The following is a 20,641-nucleotide window of genomic DNA, read 5'->3' as shown; positions in this document are numbered from 1 at the left end:
TCTTGTATTCGGCCTGGGCGCACGCCACGCTCAAGACATGCAGGACACCGTCGTTCGCGCCCAGCGGGGCAACACCCGCACGGCCAAAGGCTGGATTCAGGAAGCCGCCAAGCGCATGCTGATGAACAATCTCGACCCGGAAGTCGCCGAAAAGCCTCAGGACCTGATCGTCTACGGTGGCCGGGGCAAGGCCGCACGCGACTGGCCGAGCTTCTGGCGCATCGTCGAGACGCTCGACCGGCTCGAGAACGACCAGACGCTGCTGGTGCAGTCCGGCAAGCCTGTGGCGGTCTTGAAAACCCACGAGCTCGCGCCACGCGTGCTGATCGCCAACTCGAACCTGGTGCCGCAATGGTCGAACTGGGAAGTCTTCGACCGACTGGAGAAAGCGGGCCTGATGATGTACGGGCAGATGACCGCGGGCTCGTGGATCTACATCGGCACCCAGGGCATTCTGCAGGGCACCTACGAAACCTTTGCCAGTGCGGCGCAGAAGCACTTCGGCGGCAGCCTGAAGGGCACCATCACGGTCACGGCGGGTCTGGGCGGCATGGGCGGCGCGCAGCCGCTCGCCGTGAAGTTGGCGGGGGGCGTGAGCATCAACATCGAGATCGATCCCACGCGCATACAGCGCCGGCTGGAAACGCGCTACCTCGACGAGGTGGCGAGCAGCCTCGACGACGCGCTGATGCGGGCCACTCAGGCCAAGCGCGAAGGACGCGCCCTGTCGGTTGGCCTGTGCGACAACGCCGCGCAGGTGCTTCCCGAACTGGTGGCGCGCGGCTTCACGCCCGACCTGGTCACCGACCAGACGAGTTCACACGACCCCATGTGGGGCTACCTCCCCCCGGCACGGGCCGACGAGGACCTGAACACGCTGCGAGACCGCAATCCCGACGAGTACCTGCGGCGAACCCGTGAAGCCATCGCCGGGCACGTGCAGGCCATTCTGGAGCTGCAGCGGCGCGGCGCGGTCGCCTTCGATTACGGCAACAACCTGCGCGAGCAGGCCCGGTTGGCAGGCGTCACGGACGCCTTCGACTACCCTGGTTTCGTGCCCGCCTTTATCCGTGATTCCTTCTGCGAAGGGCGCGGGCCCTTTCGCTGGGTGGCGCTCAGCGGCGACAGCGCCGACATCCGCGCGACCGACCGGGCGCTGCTGGAACTCTTTCCCGAAGACGCGCGGCTGCAGAACTGGCTCACCTACGCGGCCGACCAGATCGCCTTTCAGGGCCTGCCCGCCCGCATCTGCTGGCTCGGCTACCGCGAGCGCGACCGGGCCGGGCGGCTTTTCAACGAGATGGTGCGCGACGGTCGCCTCTCGGCGCCGGTGGTCATCGGGCGTGATCACCTCGACGCGGGGTCGGTCGCCAGTCCCTACCGTGAGACCGAGGCGATGCTGGACGGCTCGGACGCCGTGAGCGACTGGCCACTGCTGAACTTCGCGACCGGCGTGGCGTCGGGTGCGGCCTGGATGAGCTTTCATCACGGAGGCGGGGTCGGCATGGGATACAGCCAGCACTCGGGACTGGTGGCCGTCGCCGACGGCAGCGACGAGGCCGAGAAAAGACTGCAGCTGTGCCTCACCAACGACCCGGCGATGGGCGTGATCCGCCACGCCGACGCCGGGTACGGCAAGGCCGTCAGCGTGGCCCGCGAGCGGGGCCTCGACCTGCCCAGCCTCGAGCGGTCGGACTCCAGCGGAGGACATTGATGGCGCATCTCCCCTTCTCCGGCATCGCCTCCTTTGCGCGGGCGCCCATCGTTGAAAGCGGGGGCGAGTGGCGCTCGGACGTGGCCGTGCTGGGCGTGCCGTTTGACATCGCCCTCGGTTACCGGCCCGGAGCGCGCTTTGCTCCCCGGGCGATCCGGGAAGCCAGCCTGCGCTACGCCCTGACCGAAGAAGGCTTCTACGACCTCGAAAGTGGCCGCACACGCCTGGCGGGCCTGCGCCTGGCCGACGCCGGCGACGTGGAATTGCCCAGCCTGGAAACCGAACTCGCGCACGCCCGCATCGAGGAAGCGGCCCGGCAGCTCCGCGCGCGCTGCAGCCTCCCGGTGTTTCTGGGCGGCGACCACAGCGTGACGTACCCGCTGCTGCGCGCCTTTGACGACGTGCCGGATCTGCACGTGGTGCAGCTCGACGCGCACCTCGACTTCACCGACCTGCGCAACGACACCCGCCTCAGCAATTCCAGCCCCTTTCGCCGTGCCTGCGAGGACCTGCCCAACCTGACCCACATCACGACCCTGGGTCTGCGCGGGCTGCGCTTTGACCGGGAGGCGGTCGACGCTGCGCGGTCGCGCGGGCACCAGCTGGTCACGATGCGCCGCCTGACCGAGAACCTCGACGAGGTGCTCGCCGTCTTGCCCACGGAAAAGGCAGTCTACCTCTCGCTCGATGTGGACGCCTTCGACCCGAGCGTGCTGCCCGGAACCAGCAGCCCCGAGCCGGACGGGCTGACCTACGGTCTGGCCATGGGGCTCATTCGTGAGGTCGTGCGGCGCAACCACCTGCTGGCGTATGACGTTGTGGAACTCGCACCCAACCTCGACTCGTCGGGGCGCAGCAGCCTGCTCGCCGCGCGCCTGATCATGGAAACCCTGGTCGAGGCCCTCGATGCACGCTGACCTGCTGCTTACGAACATCTCGCAGCTGGCCACACCCAGGGCCATTCCACAGCGCGGCACCTCGCAGGGAGAGCTCGCGGTCGTTCGCGACGCGGCGTTGGCGGTGCGGGGCCAGCAGGTGTGCTGGGCCGGGCCGAGGTCGGACTGGCCCGGCGAGGCAGAGCGTGAGATCGATCTGGGCGGTCGGGCCGTGGTTCCGGGGCTGATCGATCCGCACACCCACGCGGTCTGGGCCGGTGACCGCCTGGCTGATTTCGAGGCGCGTGTCAAAGGTGAATCTTACGAGGCCATCCTGGCGCGCGGAGGCGGGATTCGCAGCACGGTGCGGGCCACCGCGGACGCCAGCATCGAGGAGCTTGTGACGCTGGCCCGGCCCCGTCTGCAGAGCCTCGTGCGCTCGGGCGCGACCACGGTCGAAATCAAATCCGGCTACGGCCTGAGCATCGAGGCAGAACTGCGCATGCTGCGCGCCATCCGCGAGCTGCAGCGTGAGGTGACCGCCTGGCTGGTGCCGACGCTGCTGATTCACGTGCCGCCCACCGAGGGGCGCGGGGCGTACCTGCGTGAAGTGCGCGAGGAGCTTATCCCGCTCGTGGCGCGTGAGCAGCTCGCCGTGGCGCTGGATGTCTTTGTGGAGCGCGAGGCCTTTAGCGTCCGGGAAGCCGAGGAGCTGCTCGATTGCGCCGTCCGGCACGGCCTGCGGGGCAAGCTGCACGCCGACCAGTTTCACCCCCTGGGTGGCACGGAGATGGCCGCCGCGCGGCGCGCCCTCTCGGTCGATCATCTGGAAGCGTCGGGAGATGAGCAGCTTGCGGCCCTGGCCGCTTCGGACACGGTCGCGACCCTGCTGCCCGGCGTGACCCTGCACCTGGGCTTGGCGGCGGGCCGGGCGCGCGCGCTTCTTGAGGCGGGTGCCATCGTGGCGCTGGGCACCGACCTGAATCCCGGGTCGAGCCCGCTGTTCTCAGCGCAGCTGGCGTTGGCATTGGGGGTGCGCCTGTGTGGTATGACACCCGCCGAGGCGCTCGTGGCGATGACTGCAAACGCCGCATACGCGCTCGATTTACACGACCGTGGCGTGCTCGCCGCGGGCAGGCGCGCGGACTTCCTGGTGCTGGAAAGCGGTAATTGGCGTGACATCACGTATACCCTCGGGGGAAACCCCGTGTCGGAAGTCTGGATTGGTGGGAGGAGAGCAGGATGAAGCTGGACCGGCAGTTGACGTTGCAGGAATTTATTGGGGTGGCCCGGGGCTCTGAGCAGGTGGAGCTCAGCGAAGCGGCCCGGGTGCGCATCGAAAAAGCGCGCGCCTTTGTCGAGACGCTCGTCGACGGTGAAGAGGCCGTATACGGCGTGAACACCGGCTTCGGCAAGTTCGCGACCGTGCGTGTGGCACGCCACCAGCTGGAAGAGTTACAGCGGAACCTGATCCTTTCGCACGCCATCGGGGTGGGTGAGGTGCTGCCCACCGAGGTGGTGCGCGGCATGATGATGCTGCGTGCGCAATCCCTGGCGCTGGGGCATTCCGGAATCCGCCTGGAAGTCGTGGAGCAGCTGCTGGCATTGCTGAACGCCCGGGTGCATCCGGTCGTTCCGGCGCAGGGCTCAGTGGGAGCGTCGGGCGATCTGGCGCCGCTGGCGCACCTGGCACTCGCGTTGATCGGCGAGGGCGAGGTGGAGTTCGGCGGTCAGGTGTGGCCCGCGCGCAGCGTGCTCGAACAGCTGAATCTCGCGCCCCTGGTGCTGCAGGCCAAAGAGGGCCTGGCGCTCATCAACGGCACGCAGCTGATGGGCAGCCTGCTGGCCCTCGCCGCGCATGACATGCGGCGGCTGCTGTCATGCGCCAATCTGGCGGCTGCCATGACGGTCGAGGCGCTGCGCGGCAGCCACAAACCTTTTGCCGAGGGTGTGGTTCGCCTGAGGCCGCATCCGGGCGCGCTGGAGGTGGCCGCCGAGATTCGCGCGCTGCTGAGGGGGTCCGAGATTGCCCCTTCCCACGCGACTTGCGGCCGGGTGCAGGACGCCTACTCGCTGCGTGCAGTTCCGCAGGTGCACGGCGCCAGCCTGGACGCCCTCACCAACACCCTGCGCGTGCTGGAGACCGAGTTCGCCTCTGTCACCGACAACCCGCTGATCTTTCCCGACGAGGGCGAGGTCGTCTCGGGCGGCAACTTTCACGGGCAGCCGCTGGCGCTCAGCGCCGACGCGCTCACGGTGGCCGTGGCCGAACTGGCGAGCATCAGCGAGCGGCGAATCGAGCAGCTGCTCAATCCCGCCCTCTCCGGGCTTCCCGCCTTCCTGACGCCGGAGGGTGGGCTGAATTCTGGTCTGATGATCGCGCAGTACACGGCGGCCGCCCTGGTGAGTGAAAACAAGGTGCTTTCGCACCCCGCGAGCGTGGACAGCATTCCGACCAGCGCCAACCAGGAAGACCACGTCAGCATGGGCGCGCACGCGGTCCGCAAACTGCGCACGGTGCTGGACAACAGCTTCACGGTGGTCGCCATCGAACTGCTGTGCGCGGCGCAGGCCCTGGAGTTCCAGCCACTGCGCGCGGGCAAAGGCGTGGACCGCGCCTACCGGGAAGTGCGCGAGCTGGTTGCTCCCCTGCAGCACGACCGCTACTACAAGCCCGACCTCGACCGGCTGCGTACGGCCATCCGCAGCGAAGGGTGGGCCGGTTTGGCGCCTGTGGCCTCATCGTGACGCGAGAAGGCAGGTAGGATACCCTCATGCGGCTTTCCTCGACGGACATCTACGCGTTTCAGGCACTGGGCTACCTGGGGCTGCAGGACCCGACCCGCTGGATCAGCAGCGACGAGATCAGCGAGAAAACCCGGGTGGCGCGTCCTTACCTGGTGCGTATTCTGGCAATGCTGTCCAGCAAGGGCGTCGTGAAATCCAAAAAGGGAATCGGCGGAGGGTACGCCCTGGCGCGCAAGCCGCACCTGATCAGTTTGTGCGAGGTGGTGCGCGCGGTGGACGGGCCAGTGGCTCCCCTGTCGTGCATCAGCCTCAACTGGCATGAGGAGTGCGTGGAGCAGGATCGCTGCCACGCGCGCAACACAGTGTACAAACGCATGCGTGACGCGATGCTCGGGGTGCTGCAGGAGTTCAGCGTGGCTGACCTCGTGCAGGACGCACGGGCCAAGGTGGATTACGGGCACTGCCTGACCCACCTGCTGCGTCCGAACGCGTGAATTCGGTTGGTTCGTTTGTAGGGCGCTCCTCACCGGAGCGCCCCATCGCTGGTGTTCAGGGTTACGCGGCGATTGACCAAGAGAGGGCGAACAGTCGACCGGGCGGGCTTTCAGAAGTCACTTAGACAATTGGCCTACCCTGAACCAAGTTGACCAATCTTGTCACTTTGTATAGTGTACAATTTCGGTCAGTTATTCGGATGCCGAAGGGAGGCGACTTGAACACCGAAACCACCACCCTCAAGTTCAACCAGATCAGCATCGTCACCATCACGACCCTGGCCGTGCTGACACAAACGCCCTGGTTGCTCGCCTGTCTGGCGGCCATTTTGCTGCTGGGCAGCTGGCGGGGCGAGATCGCGCTGTTCAAGCAGCTGTGGCAGCGCGGTCTGAGGCGCGCCCTCGGGGTCAAGCCACAAGTGGTCGAAGACGACCCGCGCGCGCACAACTTCGCGCAGACCGTCGGCGGAATCGTCCTTGCCCTCGCCGCGCTCGCCTCCTTTGCCGGTGCACCCCTGATCGGCACAGTTCTCGCCATCACGGTCATCGCGCTCGCGCTGCTCAACCTCACCACCCATATCTGCGTCGGTTGCCTGCTGTATTTCCAGTACAAGATGCTGCGCTTCCGTTTGCGTACCAGCCGCTGAGCCTTATTTCAATCCTGATTCGGAGCGTTCATGTCAGACATCGAAACCCTGAAAAAGCAAAAACCACCCTTTGAAATCCTGCGAGACATCTACCAATGGGCCGAAAGTGGTCAGGTGGACGCCGAACTCCTCGACCTCGCCAAGTGGTACGGCATCTATCCGCAGCGTCCCCAGGAAGACGGCTTCCTGATGATGCGCGTCAAGGTGCCCGGCGGCGCCTTCAGCGCCGAGACCCTGCGTACTGTCGCGGGAATCAGTGAGGACTTTGCGCGCGGCACCCTCGACGTCAGCGACCGTCAGGCCTTTCAGTTCCACTGGCTGAGCATTCAGGACATTCCGCAGATCTTCGACCGGCTGGAAACGGTCGGGCTGCACTCCAAGGGCGCCTGCGGCGACACGGTGCGCGCCGTGATCGCCTCTCCCCTGGCGGGCCTCGACGCGCGTGAAGTCTTTGACGTGCGTCCCTACGCCGAGGAGCTCGACCGCGAACTCAGCGGCAATCCCGACTACGGCGACCTGCCGCGCAAGTTCAAGATCAGCCTGACCGGCACGCCCGAGCTCGAGGGTATTCACCTGGTGAACGACATCGGCTTCCTGGCCCACGAGGTGAACGGCGAAGTTGGTTTCGACGTGTGGGTCGGCGGCGGCCTGGGCGCGGTCGCGCACCTCGCCGAGCGCCTCGGGGTGTTCATCAAGCCCGAGCAGACCCTGGATGTCGCCAAGGCCATCACCGCCGCCTACCGCGACCACGGATTCCGGGTGAACCGCAAGAAGTCCCGCCTGAAGTACCTGATCATCGACATGGGCGTGGAGAAATTCCGCGAGATCGTCGAAAACGACTACCTGGGCTACAAGCTCCCCGACGGACCCAGCGCGCCCGTCGCGCCCTTCGGCGGCAACGACGTGCTGGGCGTGCACCCGCAGAAAAACGGCCAGCACTACCTGGTCGTCGCGACCACCGTGGGCCGCATCAATCCCGAAAAGGCGCGTGCCCTGGCAGACCTCGCCGAGAAGTACGGCAGCGGCGAACTGCGCAACACTCCTTTCCAGAACATGCTGATTCCCAACGTGCCGAGCGAGAACGTGGAGGCGCTCAGCCAGGAACTCGCGGCGCTCAACCTCGCCCCCAAGATCTCGCTGCGCGGCACCACCATCGCCTGCACCGGCATTCAGTTCTGCCGCCTGGCCCTCACCGAGACCAAGCAGCGCACGAGCGACCTCGTCGATTACCTGGAGCCGAAATTTGCGGACCTCGACGTGCCCTTCACCATTAACCTGACCGGCTGCAGCAACGCCTGCACCCGTTACCAGGTGGCCGATCTGGGCTTCATGGGCGCCAACCACCTGGGCGAGGAAGTCTACAACGTGCACCTCGCGGGCTCGCTCGGTGAAGCCCAGCGCCTGGGCGCCAAGCTCAAGGGACGCGTCAAGGCGGGCGAACTGGAGCGCTACACAGAAGGCGTGCTGGAAGACTTCCGCCAGGGCCGCACCGCCGGGGAGAGCTTCGTGCAGTACGTCGGTCGGGTCGGCCAGGACCGCTTCACCCCCGACGCCATTCTCGGCAAGGTGCCCGCGTGAGCCGCACCCGGCAAGGACGCGTGGTGTGGTTTACCGGCCTCTCCGGTGCCGGCAAGACCACCCTGGCCCAGGCGCTCTATCAAGAGCTGGTGGACCAGGGCGAGCAGGTGGAGCTGCTCGACGGTGACGCCGTGCGTGAGAATCTTTCGAAGGGCCTGGGGTTCAGCAAGGCCGACCGGGACACCAACGTGCGCCGCATCGCCTTCGTGGCGGGCCTGCTCGCCCGCCACGGCGTCACGGTGCTGGTGAGCGCCATCAGCCCCTACCGCGACACCCGCGACCAGGTACTCAGTGAGCTGCCCAACGCCCTGGAAGTCTTCGTAGACGCGCCCCTGGACGTGGTGACACAGCGCGACGTCAAGGGTCTGTATGAAAAGGCGCTGCGCGGCGAGATTCAGCACTTCACCGGAGTGAACGATCCGTACGAGGCGCCCCTGAAGGCCGACATTCACCTCAAGACCGACGAAATCAGCGTGCAAGAAGGCCTGCAGCGTCTTCTGAGCGCCCTGGGGGTCCAGCATGGCGAAGTTGCCCGAGTTTAACGAGCACACCCACCCGACCGACGTGATCGCCTGGGCACTGCAGGCGCATCCGGACATCCTGATGCCCAGCGCCTTCAACCTCAACGGCACGGTTCTAATCGACCTCGCCGCGCAGGCGGGCTACCGCGGCGAGGTGGCCTTTGTCGATACCGGCTACCATTTCCCCGAGACGCTCGTGACCCGCGACCGCCTCGCGGAGCGCTACCCCGAACTGACCTTCGTGACCCTCAAAGCGGGCCAGAACCTGCCGGACGAGGGGCAGTACATCACCGACCCCGACGGCTGCTGCGCCGTGCGCAAGGTCGCGCCGCTGCAGAACTACCTCGCGCAGAAGAACCCCAGCGCGCTGCTCAACGGCCGCTCGCGCGACCAGGCCAGCACCCGCGCCGAGATTCCCTTCGTGGAAGAAGGCGCGCGGCGGCGCATCAACCCGCTGGCCTACTGGACCCGCGAGCAGCTGGAGGCCTACGCCCAGGAGCAGGAACTCCCCGTGAATCCGCTGTACTGGGACGGCTTCCTCTCGATCGGCTGCTGGCCGTGCACGCGGGCCGTGCGCCCTGGTGAGGACGCCCGCGCGGGCCGCTGGGCCGGCAAGGGCAAGACCGAGTGCGGGCTGTGGGTCGGCGAAAAAGCGCTGTAAGCCCCCGCGCAGAACGACAGCTCGCTGGGAGGGCTTGGCTCCCCCGAGCCCTTTGAACTGGAACCGAACGAAAGGATTCTCTCTTGACCCTCACTGCTGACACCCTCCCCACCCCGCTTGGCGGCCAGCTCGTCTGGCGCGTCGGAAACCTCGACGCGGCCGAGCTCGCCACGCTCCCGACACTCGAACTCAGCGCGCGCAACTACGCCGACCTCGAGCTGATCGCCACGGGCGTCTACTCGCCCCTGACCGGCTTCATGGGCGAGGCGGACTACCAGAGCGTGATCGACCGCATGCGGCTGGCGAGTGGCACTCCCTGGAGCGTGCCGATCACCCTCGGCGTCAGCCGCGAGGATGCTCCGCGCCTGCGCGGCCCGGTCGCGCTGACCTACCACGGTGAACTGGTCGGTCGGCTCGACGTGCAGGAACAGTACGAAGCGCACAAGCAGTACGAAGCGCGCGAAGTCTACCGCACCCAGGACGAGGCGCACCCGGGCGTGGCGGCGCTGTACGCGCAGGGCGACATCAACCTGGCGGGTAACGTGACGCTGCTCAGGCTCGACCGTGGCCGCTTTCCGGAGTATCACCACACGCCGCGCGAGACGCGTGACGCGTTCGCCGCGCGCGGCTGGCAGACCGTGGTGGCTTTCCAGACCCGCAACCCGATTCACCGCGCGCACGAGTACCTGCACAAGGTCGCACTGGAGCACGTGGACGGGCTGCTGCTGCACCCACTGGTCGGCGAGACCAAATCCGACGACGTGCCCGCCGACGTGCGCATGCGCGCCTACCGCGAGCTGCTCGCGCACTATTATCCTGCGGCGCGCACCTTCCTGAGCGTCTACCCGGCGGCCATGCGCTACGCCGGACCGCGCGAGGCGGTCATGCACGCGATTTCGCGGCGCAATTACGGCTGCACCCACTTTATTGTCGGGCGCGACCACGCGGGTGTCGGCAGCTACTACGGTACCTACGACGCGCAGGAAATCTTTAACGCCTTTTCGCGCGCCGAGCTGGGCATCGAGATTCTGAAATTCGAGCACACCTTTTATTGCCGCAAGTGTACCCAGCTGGTCTCGCCGCGCACCTGCCCGCACGACAGCAGCGAGCATCTGGTCCTCTCCGGCACCAAAGTGCGCGAGATTCTGCGCAGCGGCGGCGACCTGCCGGTGGAATTTACCCGTCCCGAGGTTGCAGAAGTTTTGCGTGAAGCCTACCGCGACGTATGATCCTGATCGCACTTGGCATTCTGACCGGTCTGCTGGTCTCCAGCACCGGGATCGGGGGTGGAAGCTTACTCACCCCCCTTTTAATTCTGGTGGGCGTGCCACTGCAGGTCGTGATCGGGACCGATCTGGTCGCGGCAAGCGGGACCAAGCTGGTCGCGACTATCCGGCACAGTCAGGCGCGGCAGGTGGACTGGCGTACCGTTGCGCGGCTGGCATCCGGGAGTCTTCCAGCCGCCCTGATCGCCGGCCTTCTCCCCGTCGACGGTTCGTCGCTCAGGCGCTTTCTGGCCGTGGCGCTGATTCTCACGGCCATCGCGCAAATCTGGCAACCGAAATCGAGCGCGCCACGGTTCGTCACTGCATTGCCATTGCCGCTCGTCGGCGTGCTGGTGGGAGCCATGGTCGGAATCACCAGCGTGGGAAGCGGCGCCCTCACGGCACTTTATCTGCGGTGGGCGCAGCCACAGCTCCCGCTGGCGCGCCTCGCCGGGACAGACGTCGTGCATGGCCTGTTTCTGACCGGCGTAGCGGCCATGGCGCACGCCTCCCGCGCTGCAGTGGACTGGCGGATCGCTTTGCTGGTGCTGTGTGGCAGCGTTCCAGCGGCGTGGATCGGCGCCTCGCTGGTTTCACGACTTGGGCAAAAGGCATCACGCTCGCTGCTCGGCGGAGTACTGTTCGTATCAGGTTGTCTGCTCCTGCTCCGTTGACCTGTTCGCGTCCTTGCGACACAATAGAGTGATCGCGCGTTTTCGCGCGGTTCTATCCAGAGCGCGTGAGGGAACTGGCCCGAAGACACGCGCAGCAACCGGCCCTCATCACGGCACGGTGCTTTCCAGCCCCCGGGCAAGCCGACGATGGCCGATTCGAGGGACCGATGGAGCCGTCTGTCCGCGCCACGAGCGCCGTACCCGCACAGGCTGAACCTTCGGCCTGTGCGGTTCACTGGCACGCAGCGCGGCCCTTCCCGAGCGAGGAGCCGACCTTGAGTATCCACGATTCACCCGTACCTTCTGACATCCGCGCCCTGTTGCGTGAGCGCATCCTGATTCTCGACGGCGCCATGGGCACCATGATTCAGGCCCGCCAGCTGAGCGAACTCGATTACTGGCGCGAAGATTTTGGCGCAGACCTGAAACCTCAGGCGCTGCGCGGCAACCACGATCTGCTCAACCTGACCCGCCCGGACGTCATCGCGGACATTCACCGCGCGTTCCTGGAAGCGGGCGCTGACATTCTGGAGACCAATACCTTCAGCTCGACCAGCATCGCGCAGGCCGACTACGGCATGCAGGCCTGGGTCCGGGCGCTCAACGTCGAGGGCGCGCGCATCGCGCGGGAACTGGCCGACGAATTCACCCGCCTCGACCCCGGCAAACCACGCTTCGTGGCGGGCTCGATCGGCCCGACCAACCGCACGGCGACCCTGTCGCCGGACGTGAACGATCCTGGCTTCCGGGCGGTGGACTTCGACGAACTCGTGCGGGCCTATGAGGAGCAGACCGAGGCGCTGATCGAGGGCGGCGCGGACCTGCTGCTGATCGAGACCGTCTTTGATACCCTCAACTGCAAGGCGGCCCTGTTTGCCGCGCAGGAAGTCTTCGACCGGCTGGGGCGCGAGCTGCCCATCATGCTGTCCGGAACCATCACGGACGCCAGCGGGCGCACGCTGTCGGGGCAGACTGCCGAGGCCTTCGCGGCGTCGGTGTCGCACGCTCCCCTGCTCAGCCTGGGCCTCAACTGTGCGCTGGGCGCCGACATGCTGCGCCCGCACCTGCGCTCCATCGCCGGCAGCACCGACGCCTTCGTGAGCATTCACCCCAACGCGGGCCTGCCCAACGCCTTCGGCGAGTACGACGAAACACCCGAGCAGATGGCGCAGGTGCTGGGCGAATTTGCGCGCGACGGTCTGCTGAACATCGTGGGCGGCTGCTGCGGCACCACGCCCGAGCACATCCGCGCCATCGCGGAGGCGGTCGAGACGTCGCAGCCCCGTGCGCCTGCGCCCCTGCCCGCCCTGCCGCTGTTCTCCGGGCTGGAGCCTCTCAGGATCACGCCGGAAACCAACTTCGTCAACGTGGGTGAGCGGACCAACATCACCGGCAGCCCGAAGTTCTCGCAGGCGATTCTGGCCGGGGACTACGACGCGGGCCTCAGGATCGCCCGGCAGCAGGTACTGAACGGCGCGCAGGTGGTGGACATCAACGTGGACGAGGGGCTGCTCGATTCCGAAGCGGTGATGGTGCGCTTTCTGAACCTGCTGGCCGCCGAGCCCGACATCGCCCGCGTGCCCCTGATGCTCGACTCCAGCCGCTGGGACGTGCTGGAAGCAGGTCTCAAGCGCGTGCAGGGCAAGGCCATCGTGAACTCCATCAGCCTCAAGGAAGGTGAAGCGGAATTCCTGCGTCAGGCGCGGCGCATTCGCCGCTATGGGGCCGCCGTGGTGGTGATGGCCTTTGACGAGCGCGGACAGGCCGACAACGCCCCGCGCCGCATCGAGATCTGCTCGCGTGCCTACCAGTTGCTGACCGAACAGGCGAATTTCGCGCCGCAGGACATCATCTTCGATCCCAACGTGCTGACCGTCGCCACCGGGATTCCCGAGCACGACCGCTACGCGCTCGACTTCATCGAGGCGACACGCTGGATCAAGCAGAACCTACCCGGGGCCCTGGTGTCAGGCGGAATCAGCAACGTGTCGTTCAGCTTCCGGGGCAACAACCACGTGCGTGAAGCGATGCACAGCGTCTTTCTGTACCACGCCATTCGCGCGGGGCTCGACATGGGCATCGTGAACGCCGGAATGCTCGCGGTGTACGACGATCTGGAAAGCGAGCTGCGCGAGCGGGTCGAGGACGTGATCCTGGCCCGCCGCCCGGACGCCGCCGACCGCCTGCTGGAGATCGCCGAGCGCTACAAGGGCGAGAAAAAAACCAGGGCCGAGGCCGCCGCCTGGCGTGAACTGCCGGTACGTGAGCGCCTGCAGCACGCCCTGGTGCAGGGCGTGGCGGACTTCGTGGAAGTCGACGCCGAGGAAGCCTACCAGCTGCTCGGCTCACCCCTGGAGGTGATCGAGGGGCCCCTGATGGACGGCATGAACATCGTCGGGGACCTGTTCGGCAGCGGCAAGATGTTTCTGCCGCAGGTCGTGAAGTCGGCGCGGGTGATGAAACGCGCCGTCGCGCACCTCACGCCGTACCTGGAAGCCCAGAAACAGGAAGGCTCACGCAAGGGCCGGGTGCTGCTGGCGACCGTCAAGGGCGACGTGCACGACATCGGCAAGAACATCGTCGGGGTGGTGCTGGGCTGCAACGGCTACGAGGTGACCGACCTGGGCGTGATGGTCAGTGCCGAGAAGATTCTTGCCGAAGCGCGGCGCCTGGAGGTGGACGTCATCGGCCTGTCGGGCCTGATCACCCCCAGCCTCGACGAGATGGTTCACGTCGCGCGCGAACTGGAGCGCCAGGAACTCACGCTGCCCCTCCTGATCGGCGGCGCGACCACCTCGCGCACGCACACGGCGGTCAAGATCGCGCCCGCCCGCCGCGCGCCGGTGGTGCACGTGCACGACGCCAGCCGTGCGGTGACCACCGTCGGCGACCTGCTTGGGGCGAACAAGGACGCCTTTTTGCAGCGCACCCGTGACGAGTACGTGGGCTTGCGTGACCGTCACGAGAACCGCAAGATCCGCCTGCTGACCCTGGAACAGGCCCGCGCGCGGGGACCCCGGCTGCCCCATGCCGGAACGCCCGCACCGCGCCAGCCGGGGCGGCAGGTCATCGAGCAGAACGTGTCCGGTCTGCTGGACTTTATCGACTGGACCCCGTTCTTCATCGCCTGGGAACTGCCCGGCGTCTACCCCAAAATTCTGGATGACCCCAAGGTGGGCGCGCAGGCCCGCGAACTGCTGGCCGACGCCCAGGCACTGCTGCGGCGCATCGTCGAGGAAGAGCTGCTCACGGCGCGCGCGGTCGTGGGCCTCTACCCGGCGGAAAGTACGGGCGACGACGTGAGACTGCTGCAGCCGGGCGGCGAAACGCTCGCCACCCTGCACACCCTGCGCCAGCAGCGCGAGCAGGGCGGCGCCAACCTCGCCCTCTCCGACTTCGTGGCGCCCCAGGGCAGCGTCACGGACCACGCGGGCCTGTTCGCGGTGACCATCCACGGGGCCGAGGAGCTCGCTGCGCAGTTCGAGGCCCAGCACGACGACTACAGCTCGATTCTGGTCAAGGCCGTGGCCGACCGTCTGGCCGAGGCCTTCGCCGAGAAACTGCACGCCGATGTGCGCCGGGACCTGTGGGGCTATGCCCACAGCGAGGACCTCACCGGCGAGGACCTGATCAAGGAGCGCTACGTGGGAATCCGCCCGGCGCCCGGCTATCCGGCGCAACCCGACCACACCGAGAAGCGCACCCTCTTTGAGGTGCTGCAGGCCGAGGAGATCGGGCTCAGGCTGACCGAGAGCGGCGCCATGTGGCCCGCCGCCAGCGTGAGCGGCCTCTACTTCGCGCACCCCGAGTCGCGCTACTTCGCCATCGGGCGCATCGGACGCGATCAGGTCGAGGACTACGCCGAGCGCAAGGGCTGGACCCTGCAGGAAGCCGAACGCTGGCTGGCTCCCGTGCTCGCCTATGACCCGGCCGGCGCGGTGAGCGCCCAGGCCGGCCCGAACTCCCAGCCCACCGCCCCTTCTGCAAAGGAAGCCGTATGAGCCTCAGCAAAAACCTTGGCCGCTCGTTTGTCGTCACCGCCGAACTCGATCCACCGCGTGGGCCGGACCCGACCTCCACCCTGAACGAGGCCCGAGCGCTGCGTGGCCTGGTGGACGCCGTGAACGTCAGCGACTCGCCCATGGCGAATCTGCGCATGAGCCCCATCGCCATCGCCCACCTGATTCAGCGCGACCTGAGCCTGGAGGTCATTTTCCACCTGACCTGCCGCGACCGCAACGTGCTGGGCCTGCAGGCGGAGCTGCTCGGCGCACACGCGCTGGGGGTACGCCACATCCTGTGCCTGTACGGTGACCCACCCACACGCGGCGATCACCCGGAGGCCACCGGTGTCTACGAGGTGGGCGCGGACGGGCTGGCCTCGATGGCCAGCGAACTGAACGCGGGACGCTCCAAGGCGGGCCGGGAACTGGGGTCGTGCACCGATTTCCGCATTGGCGTGGCCCTTAACCCGACCAACCCTGACCTCGAACGTGAAAAAGAGCGCCTGCAGCAGAAGGTGAGCGCGGGCGCGCACTTTGCGCAGACCCAGCCGGTCTTCTCGACCGAACAGGTAGAGCGCTTCATGGATGCGGTCGGCGAACTGCCCATTCCGGTGCTGTTCGGCGTGCTGCCGATTCGCAGCGTCAAGATGGCGCAGAACGTCTCCAAGTGGGCGAGCGTCCCGGCGGAGCTGCTCAGCGCCGTCGAGGAGGGCGGCGCGGCCGCCGGGGTGGCGTGGAGCGCCAAGCTCGTCGAGGACCTGCGCGGGCTCGGTGTGGCGGGCGTGCACCTCTATCCTCTCGGCAAACCCGAGATCGTGGGGCGGGTGCTGGGCGAAACCCCGGCTTTGACGGCGGGCTGAAGCTCGGAAAGAAAAAGAAGCGCCCGCGCGTTGCGGGCGCTTCCTTGTAATGTCTACGAAAGCTTGGCCTTGAATTCCTCGTAACCGAACTGCTTCACCACGCGGTACTGACCGTCCACCGACAGAATGCCGATGTCGGGGTGCTTGACGCCATTGAAAAAGGTTGTCTTGACCATGGTGTAGTGGATCATGTCGTCGAACACCACCCGGTCACCCAGCTGCAGGGGCGCGTCGAAACTGTACTCTCCGACCACGTCCCCCGAAAGGCAGGTCGTGCCGCCCAGCAGGTAGGTGTGGGCTTTCTCGCCGGGCAGGGCCGCACCCAGGATGCCGGGACGGTAAGGCATTTCGAGCACGTCGGGCATGTGCGCACTCACGCTGATGTCCAGGATGGCGATTTCCTTTTCGTTGTGCAGCACGTCGAGTACGCTGGACACCAGCCAGCCGGTCTGCCAGCCAAAGGCGCTGCCGGGCTCCAGGATGACCTTCACGCCCCACTTCTCGCGGAAGTTTCTCACCACCCGGATCAGGCGTTCCAGGTCGTAGCCTTCGCGGGTCATCAGGTGGCCACCGCCAAAGTTGACCCACTGCATCTGTGGAAGAAACTCACCGAAATTCTGCTCGATGACCTCCAGCACCCGCTCCAGGGTGTCGCTGTCATTTTCGCAGAGAGTATGGAAGTGCAGACCGTCCACACCGTCGAGCAGGTCCGGGTGGAAGCGCGCGCGCGTCACCCCCAGGCGGGAAAAGGGCATGCTGGGGTTGTAGAGGGCCGTGCCGACCTCGGAGTATTCCGGATTGATGCGGATGCCGATCCCGACTTTCTTGCCGGCCGCGCGGGCAGCCTGAACCTGCGGCCTGAAGCGTTCCCACTGCGAGAACGAGTTGAAGGTCAGGTGGTCGGCCAGCTGCAACATCGGTCCAAAGTCCTCGTCGCTGTAGGCGGGCGCGTACACGTGCACCTCACCGCGCATTTCCTCTTTGGCGAGCAACGCCTCGTTGAGGCTGCTCGCCGTGGCCCCGGAGACGTACTGGCGCACGAGGTCGAAACTGCTCCACATGGCAAACCCCTTGAAGGCCACGATGATCTCGGCGCCGCTCTGGTCAGCGACGTGCTGAATCAGTTCGAGGTTGCGCTTCAGGCGGCCTTCGTCGAGCACGAAAGCCGGCGAGGGAATCTGGTCCCAGGAAATGTCTTGAACCGGACGGACCGGGGATAGGGTGAGCGTCACGGCACACAGCTTAAAGCAAGGGGCGTGGGGCAAATGGGCGACGGGGCAACCTCGTCTACAAGATGTCTCCGCCTTAGCGGCGCGGTTTGCGCGGACGCGGTGTCGTGTCACTCCGGCCGGGCGCGAGGCGCAAGACTTCTTCGCCTTCGCGTGCGTATGCATCAAAGGCGCGGCGCGTGAGTTCGGCCAGCCCATGGGCCTGCACATCGTCGAGCGTCTTGAAGACAAACTCGGCTTTGCCCTGCAGGCGGCGTCGCAGGGGTTCGGGCAGCTCCTCACCCAGCTCGGGCCGTGTTTCAAGGGCACGCAGCTGAAAGACCACCTGGGTTCTTCGGAGCACGACCGATCCAAAGAACACCCGCCCGGCGCGCACTTCGTACTTGGTGGCCTCGTCGTGAATGACGTTCAGTTCTTCGGTCTCGTCTTCGAGAACGTCTCGCAGGCGTTCGAACACTTCTGACAGGTCTTCGGTCACGCTCACCTCTCTACTGTATCGGCCCGAAGGCAAAGCAGCAGGCTCCGCGACCAGCGCGGAGCCTGCTTATACCGGTTTCAGTCGCGCACGAGTTCGATGCCGCTCAGCTCGTCCACCGGGAGGCCCCAGCGATTCATGGCCTCGACAAAGGGATCGGGGTCGAACTCCTCGACGTTATAAACCCCGGCCTTCATCCAGTCACCGCGCAGCATCAGCATCGCGCCGATCATGGCGGGCACACCCGTGGTGTAGCTGACCGCCTGGGCCTGCACTTCCTTATACGTCTCGGCGTGGTCACAGACGTTGTACACGAAGTGCACCTTCTCCTCGCCGTTCTTGCCGATCCCCTTGGCCTGCACGCCGATGCAGGTCTGGCCGGTGTAATTCTCGGCGAGCGATTCCGGGGCGGGCAGCACGGCCTTGAGGAACTCCAGCGGGATGATCTGCTGGCCCTGAAAATTCACCGGCTTGATGCTGGTCATGCCGATGGCTTCGAGCACGCTGAGGTGCTTGATGTAGGCCTCGCCAAAGGTCATCCAGAAACGCGCGCGCCGGATGGCGGGAAAGTTCTGCACGAGGCTTTCGAGTTCCTCGTGGTACAGCACGTAGCTCTTGCGGGTCTGGACCTTGGGGTAGTAGATGTCCTGCGAGATTTCCAGCGGCGCGGTCTCGACCCATTGCCCGTTTTCCCAGTAGCGGCCGTTGGCGGTGATTTCGCGGATGTTGATTTCCGGGTTGAAATTGGTCGCAAAGGCCTTGCCGTGGTTGCCGTTGTTGCAGTCCACGATGTCGAGGTAGTGAATTTCCTGAAAGTGGTGCTTGGCGTGGTAGGCCGTGAAGACGTTGGTGGCCCCGGGATCGAAGCCACAGCCCAGCAGTGCCATCAGGCCGGCAGATTCGAAACGCTCGCGGTAAGCCCACTGCCAGGAGTACTCGAACTTCGCCACGTCACGCGGCTCGTAGTTGGCCGTGTCGAGGTAATGCACACCCGTTTCGAGGCAGGCGTCCATGATGGTCAGGTCCTGGTACGGCAGCGCGACGTTGATGACCAGCGCTGGACCAAAGCCCCGAATCAGCTGCATGAGCTCGGGCACATTGTCGGCGTCGACGCTGGCAGTCGTGAAGACGGTCTTGCTCTGCGGAAAGTGCTCGCGAATCTCGGCGACGATCTTGTCGCACTTGGCCACCGTGCGGCTGGCGAGCAGCACCTCGGTGAAGACCTCGTCGTTCTGGGCGCACTTTTTGGCGACGACGTTTCCGACGCCGCCCGCGCCGATAATGATCACTCGGCTCATGGTTTCTCCCTCTGCCGGCCTCAGTGGACGCGGCATACAAACGAAGGAATTGTACAGGCTTTCATGCGCGGGCGCGCCGGTCGGGCGTCCTTCTTGCGCGCTTCGTGCAAGCCCGCAATGCACGGTCGGTCACCGGCCACCTGCTGCGCAGCGTGGAGCTGCCGCTCGGCGAGTACGTCATCGAAGCGTGGGTGCCGCGCTTTGCAGGACGCGAGCCGGTTGTCGCGCGCCAGGCGCGCATTCAGGCGAAGTGAGGAAGTCGCCAGGAGTGCCGGTCAAAGCCATTTGCGCAAGTCGAGCAGAATAAAGGCCAGGGCGACCAATCCGGCCGCCAGAGAAGCGGGAGCAACGAACGGCCTCAGGCACACGGCCAGCAACGCGCTGGCGCCGGATGCCAGGGCCAGCCGCAGCCACGACGGGTCGACAAACCCGGTCGCCTTCCAGGTGGCAAAGGCCACACCGAAGGCAAGCAGGCCTCCCAGCAGACCGTACACACTGCCCAGTTCGCGCGGCTGGGGCTCGGCCTGGTAGGCACTCCAGCCCGCGAGCAGCATGACCCCACCCAGGCCCATGGCCCACCACTCGAGCTCCTGCTGCGCAACGGGAAAAGCCAGCGCGCCGTTCATGCCACTGACCGCCCACAGCAGCGCCGCCAGGGGAAGCGCCACCCGCAGGACGTGTCCACATGCCTGCTCGATGCCGTGTGGGCGACGTGCGCAAAAGGCCGCCAGACCTGCCAGAAACGGAGGAAGGGCTAGACTGGCCATGAACACCACCGGAGTCGGCTTGTGTGCCAGCGCATACACTGCAACGGGGGAAGCCACCAGTGCGAGTGCCCGCGTGACCCGCGCGACCCGCGCTTCACGGGATGTAAGCTCGGCAGCGGACCGGGGTATGAGCCGCGCTGGGGTAGAGGTCTTCCCTTTCGGTGCTGCACGCCCGGCAGAAACGGCTTTGGCAGGACGCGCATCACTGCCGCCACGCGCCTTGCCAGAGGCCTTGCGGTTCGGTTTCCGGGGCGACACGCGTGTTTCGATGACAGGGCGCAGAGGATGATCGTCTGGAAGCTTGCGGGACACGACTCCATCATGCCTTGCCGCGCCCTGCTTGCTGCGGACATATTCTGTGAGAGCCCTGGCAGTCACAATGACGGGGCGTCAGGCTTGTGGGGGTTGAAACCGTGCGGGGTCCATCAGCCAGGCCATCAATTCCTCCCCGATGGCTTCCCCGCTCAGGCGGACTGCCTCGATGGTCATGCTGGACTCGTCCGTCTCGACCAGCCAGTTCACCCGTCCGTCGGCGAATGGTCCCAGCACCGCCACCGTGAAGTTCACCTCCTGTGTGGTGTCGCGCAGCAGGCGCTCGAAGGCGAGCTTCATGGCCGCGTCGAGGTCAGCCCGAACCCCGACCAGGGGACTTTCGTCCTCGTCGAGCAGGTCGTCTTCCGTGGTGTAGACGACAAACACCACGTCCAGCAGTTGCAGGGTCTGTTCTTCATTCATGCGCGCTCCTGATACAGCACACTACGCGCTTCTTGCAGTTTTGGCACGCCCTGTCTCCGGTCGCTCGCCTTCCGGTGCCGCTTCCCCTACGATTCG

At 66.2% G+C, this 20,641-nt stretch carries 19 protein-coding genes; 14 read left to right on the top strand and 5 right to left on the bottom strand.

What is annotated here, in order from left to right; all coding sequences use genetic code 11:
* The first annotated feature begins 37 nt into the window (after window positions 1-37).
* The 13 genes from hutU (at window position 38) to DEIPE_RS17590 (ending at window position 16,041) form a co-directional block, all read left to right on the top strand.
* Entirely contained in the window at window positions 38-1,714 is a 1,677-nt protein-coding gene (hutU, locus tag DEIPE_RS17650) for a urocanate hydratase (protein ID WP_041230976.1), read from the top strand.
* Window positions 1,714-2,631, top strand: coding sequence for an arginase family protein (locus tag DEIPE_RS17645; protein WP_015237338.1), 918 nt, complete (start codon window positions 1,714-1,716; stop codon window positions 2,629-2,631). Before hutU ends, DEIPE_RS17645 begins: the two co-directional genes overlap by 1 nt.
* A complete protein-coding gene (hutI, locus tag DEIPE_RS17640) occupies window positions 2,621-3,835 on the top strand; it encodes an imidazolonepropionase (RefSeq protein ID WP_015237337.1) in 1,215 nt (404 codons plus the stop codon). The genes DEIPE_RS17645 and hutI overlap by 11 nt, the downstream gene beginning before the upstream one ends.
* Window positions 3,832-5,337: a histidine ammonia-lyase gene (gene hutH / locus DEIPE_RS17635; RefSeq protein ID WP_015237336.1), complete on the top strand. Its 1,506-nt coding sequence runs from the start codon at window positions 3,832-3,834 to the stop codon at window positions 5,335-5,337. The genes hutI and hutH overlap by 4 nt, the downstream gene beginning before the upstream one ends.
* Window positions 5,338-5,363: 26 nt before the next feature.
* Window positions 5,364-5,831, top strand: coding sequence for an Rrf2 family transcriptional regulator (locus tag DEIPE_RS17630; protein WP_015237335.1), 468 nt, complete (start codon window positions 5,364-5,366; stop codon window positions 5,829-5,831).
* 218 nt (window positions 5,832-6,049) lie between these two features.
* Window positions 6,050-6,478 carry a DUF4395 domain-containing protein gene (locus DEIPE_RS17625; protein WP_015237334.1) on the top strand — a complete coding sequence of 143 codons (429 nt, stop codon included), beginning with the start codon at window positions 6,050-6,052 and terminating at the stop codon, window positions 6,476-6,478.
* 30 nt (window positions 6,479-6,508) lie between these two features.
* Window positions 6,509-8,056: a nitrite/sulfite reductase gene (locus DEIPE_RS17620; RefSeq protein ID WP_015237333.1), complete on the top strand. Its 1,548-nt coding sequence runs from the start codon at window positions 6,509-6,511 to the stop codon at window positions 8,054-8,056.
* Window positions 8,053-8,598, top strand: a complete 546-nt coding sequence (cysC, locus tag DEIPE_RS17615) for an adenylyl-sulfate kinase (RefSeq protein ID WP_015237332.1) — start codon at window positions 8,053-8,055, stop codon at window positions 8,596-8,598. The genes DEIPE_RS17620 and cysC overlap by 4 nt, the downstream gene beginning before the upstream one ends.
* Window positions 8,576-9,238, top strand: coding sequence for a phosphoadenylyl-sulfate reductase (locus DEIPE_RS17610; RefSeq protein WP_015237331.1), 663 nt, complete (start codon window positions 8,576-8,578; stop codon window positions 9,236-9,238). The genes cysC and DEIPE_RS17610 overlap by 23 nt, the downstream gene beginning before the upstream one ends.
* Window positions 9,239-9,321: 83 nt before the next feature.
* Complete coding sequence (sat, locus tag DEIPE_RS17605) at window positions 9,322-10,467, top strand: sulfate adenylyltransferase (protein WP_015237330.1); 1,146 nt, start codon at window positions 9,322-9,324, stop codon at window positions 10,465-10,467.
* Complete coding sequence (locus tag DEIPE_RS17600; protein ID WP_015237329.1) at window positions 10,464-11,177, top strand: sulfite exporter TauE/SafE family protein; 714 nt, start codon at window positions 10,464-10,466, stop codon at window positions 11,175-11,177. Before sat ends, DEIPE_RS17600 begins: the two co-directional genes overlap by 4 nt.
* A gap of 353 nt (window positions 11,178-11,530) precedes the next feature.
* Complete coding sequence (metH, locus tag DEIPE_RS17595; protein ID WP_245557653.1) at window positions 11,531-15,178, top strand: methionine synthase; 3,648 nt, start codon at window positions 11,531-11,533, stop codon at window positions 15,176-15,178.
* Window positions 15,175-16,041: a methylenetetrahydrofolate reductase gene (locus DEIPE_RS17590; protein ID WP_015237327.1), complete on the top strand. Its 867-nt coding sequence runs from the start codon at window positions 15,175-15,177 to the stop codon at window positions 16,039-16,041. Before metH ends, DEIPE_RS17590 begins: the two co-directional genes overlap by 4 nt.
* Window positions 16,042-16,094: 53 nt before the next feature.
* On the opposite strand, the gene nspC is transcribed toward DEIPE_RS17590, so the two are convergent.
* The 3 genes from nspC to DEIPE_RS17575 all read right to left on the bottom strand — a co-directional run bounded on the left by nspC (window position 16,095) and on the right by DEIPE_RS17575 (window position 19,043).
* The gene (nspC, locus tag DEIPE_RS17585; RefSeq protein WP_015237326.1) at window positions 16,095-17,273 is read right to left on the bottom strand and encodes a carboxynorspermidine decarboxylase; all 1,179 of its coding nucleotides are present in this window, start codon (window positions 17,271-17,273) and stop codon (window positions 16,095-16,097) included.
* A gap of 73 nt (window positions 17,274-17,346) precedes the next feature.
* Entirely contained in the window at window positions 17,347-17,754 is a 408-nt protein-coding gene (locus DEIPE_RS17580) for a hypothetical protein (RefSeq protein ID WP_041230974.1), read from the bottom strand.
* 71 nt (window positions 17,755-17,825) lie between these two features.
* The gene (locus DEIPE_RS17575) at window positions 17,826-19,043 is read right to left on the bottom strand and encodes a saccharopine dehydrogenase family protein (RefSeq protein WP_015237324.1); all 1,218 of its coding nucleotides are present in this window, start codon (window positions 19,041-19,043) and stop codon (window positions 17,826-17,828) included.
* A 104-nt stretch (window positions 19,044-19,147) separates the two neighbouring features.
* Here DEIPE_RS17575 and DEIPE_RS24140 point away from each other — a divergent pair, with 104 nt between their 5' ends.
* On the top strand, window positions 19,148-19,297 hold the full coding sequence (locus DEIPE_RS24140; protein ID WP_157448920.1) for a hypothetical protein: 150 nt from the start codon (window positions 19,148-19,150) through the stop codon (window positions 19,295-19,297).
* Between the two features lie 21 nt (window positions 19,298-19,318).
* Here the strand turns inward: DEIPE_RS24140 and DEIPE_RS24135 are convergent, their stop codons facing one another.
* Together DEIPE_RS24135 and DEIPE_RS17565 are read right to left on the bottom strand one after the other, a co-directional pair.
* The gene (locus tag DEIPE_RS24135) at window positions 19,319-20,122 is read right to left on the bottom strand and encodes a hypothetical protein (protein ID WP_157448919.1); all 804 of its coding nucleotides are present in this window, start codon (window positions 20,120-20,122) and stop codon (window positions 19,319-19,321) included.
* Between the two features lie 78 nt (window positions 20,123-20,200).
* Window positions 20,201-20,545: a hypothetical protein gene (locus tag DEIPE_RS17565; RefSeq protein ID WP_015237322.1), complete on the bottom strand. Its 345-nt coding sequence runs from the start codon at window positions 20,543-20,545 to the stop codon at window positions 20,201-20,203.
* Between the last annotated feature and the right edge of the window lie 96 nt (window positions 20,546-20,641).

The sequence above is a fragment of the Deinococcus peraridilitoris DSM 19664 genome, from assembly GCF_000317835.1.
Lineage (GTDB): Bacteria > Deinococcota > Deinococci > Deinococcales > Deinococcaceae > Deinococcus_A > Deinococcus_A peraridilitoris.
Note: the sequence above shows the minus strand (reverse complement) of the source record. Positions and strands in the feature narration are given on the sequence as shown.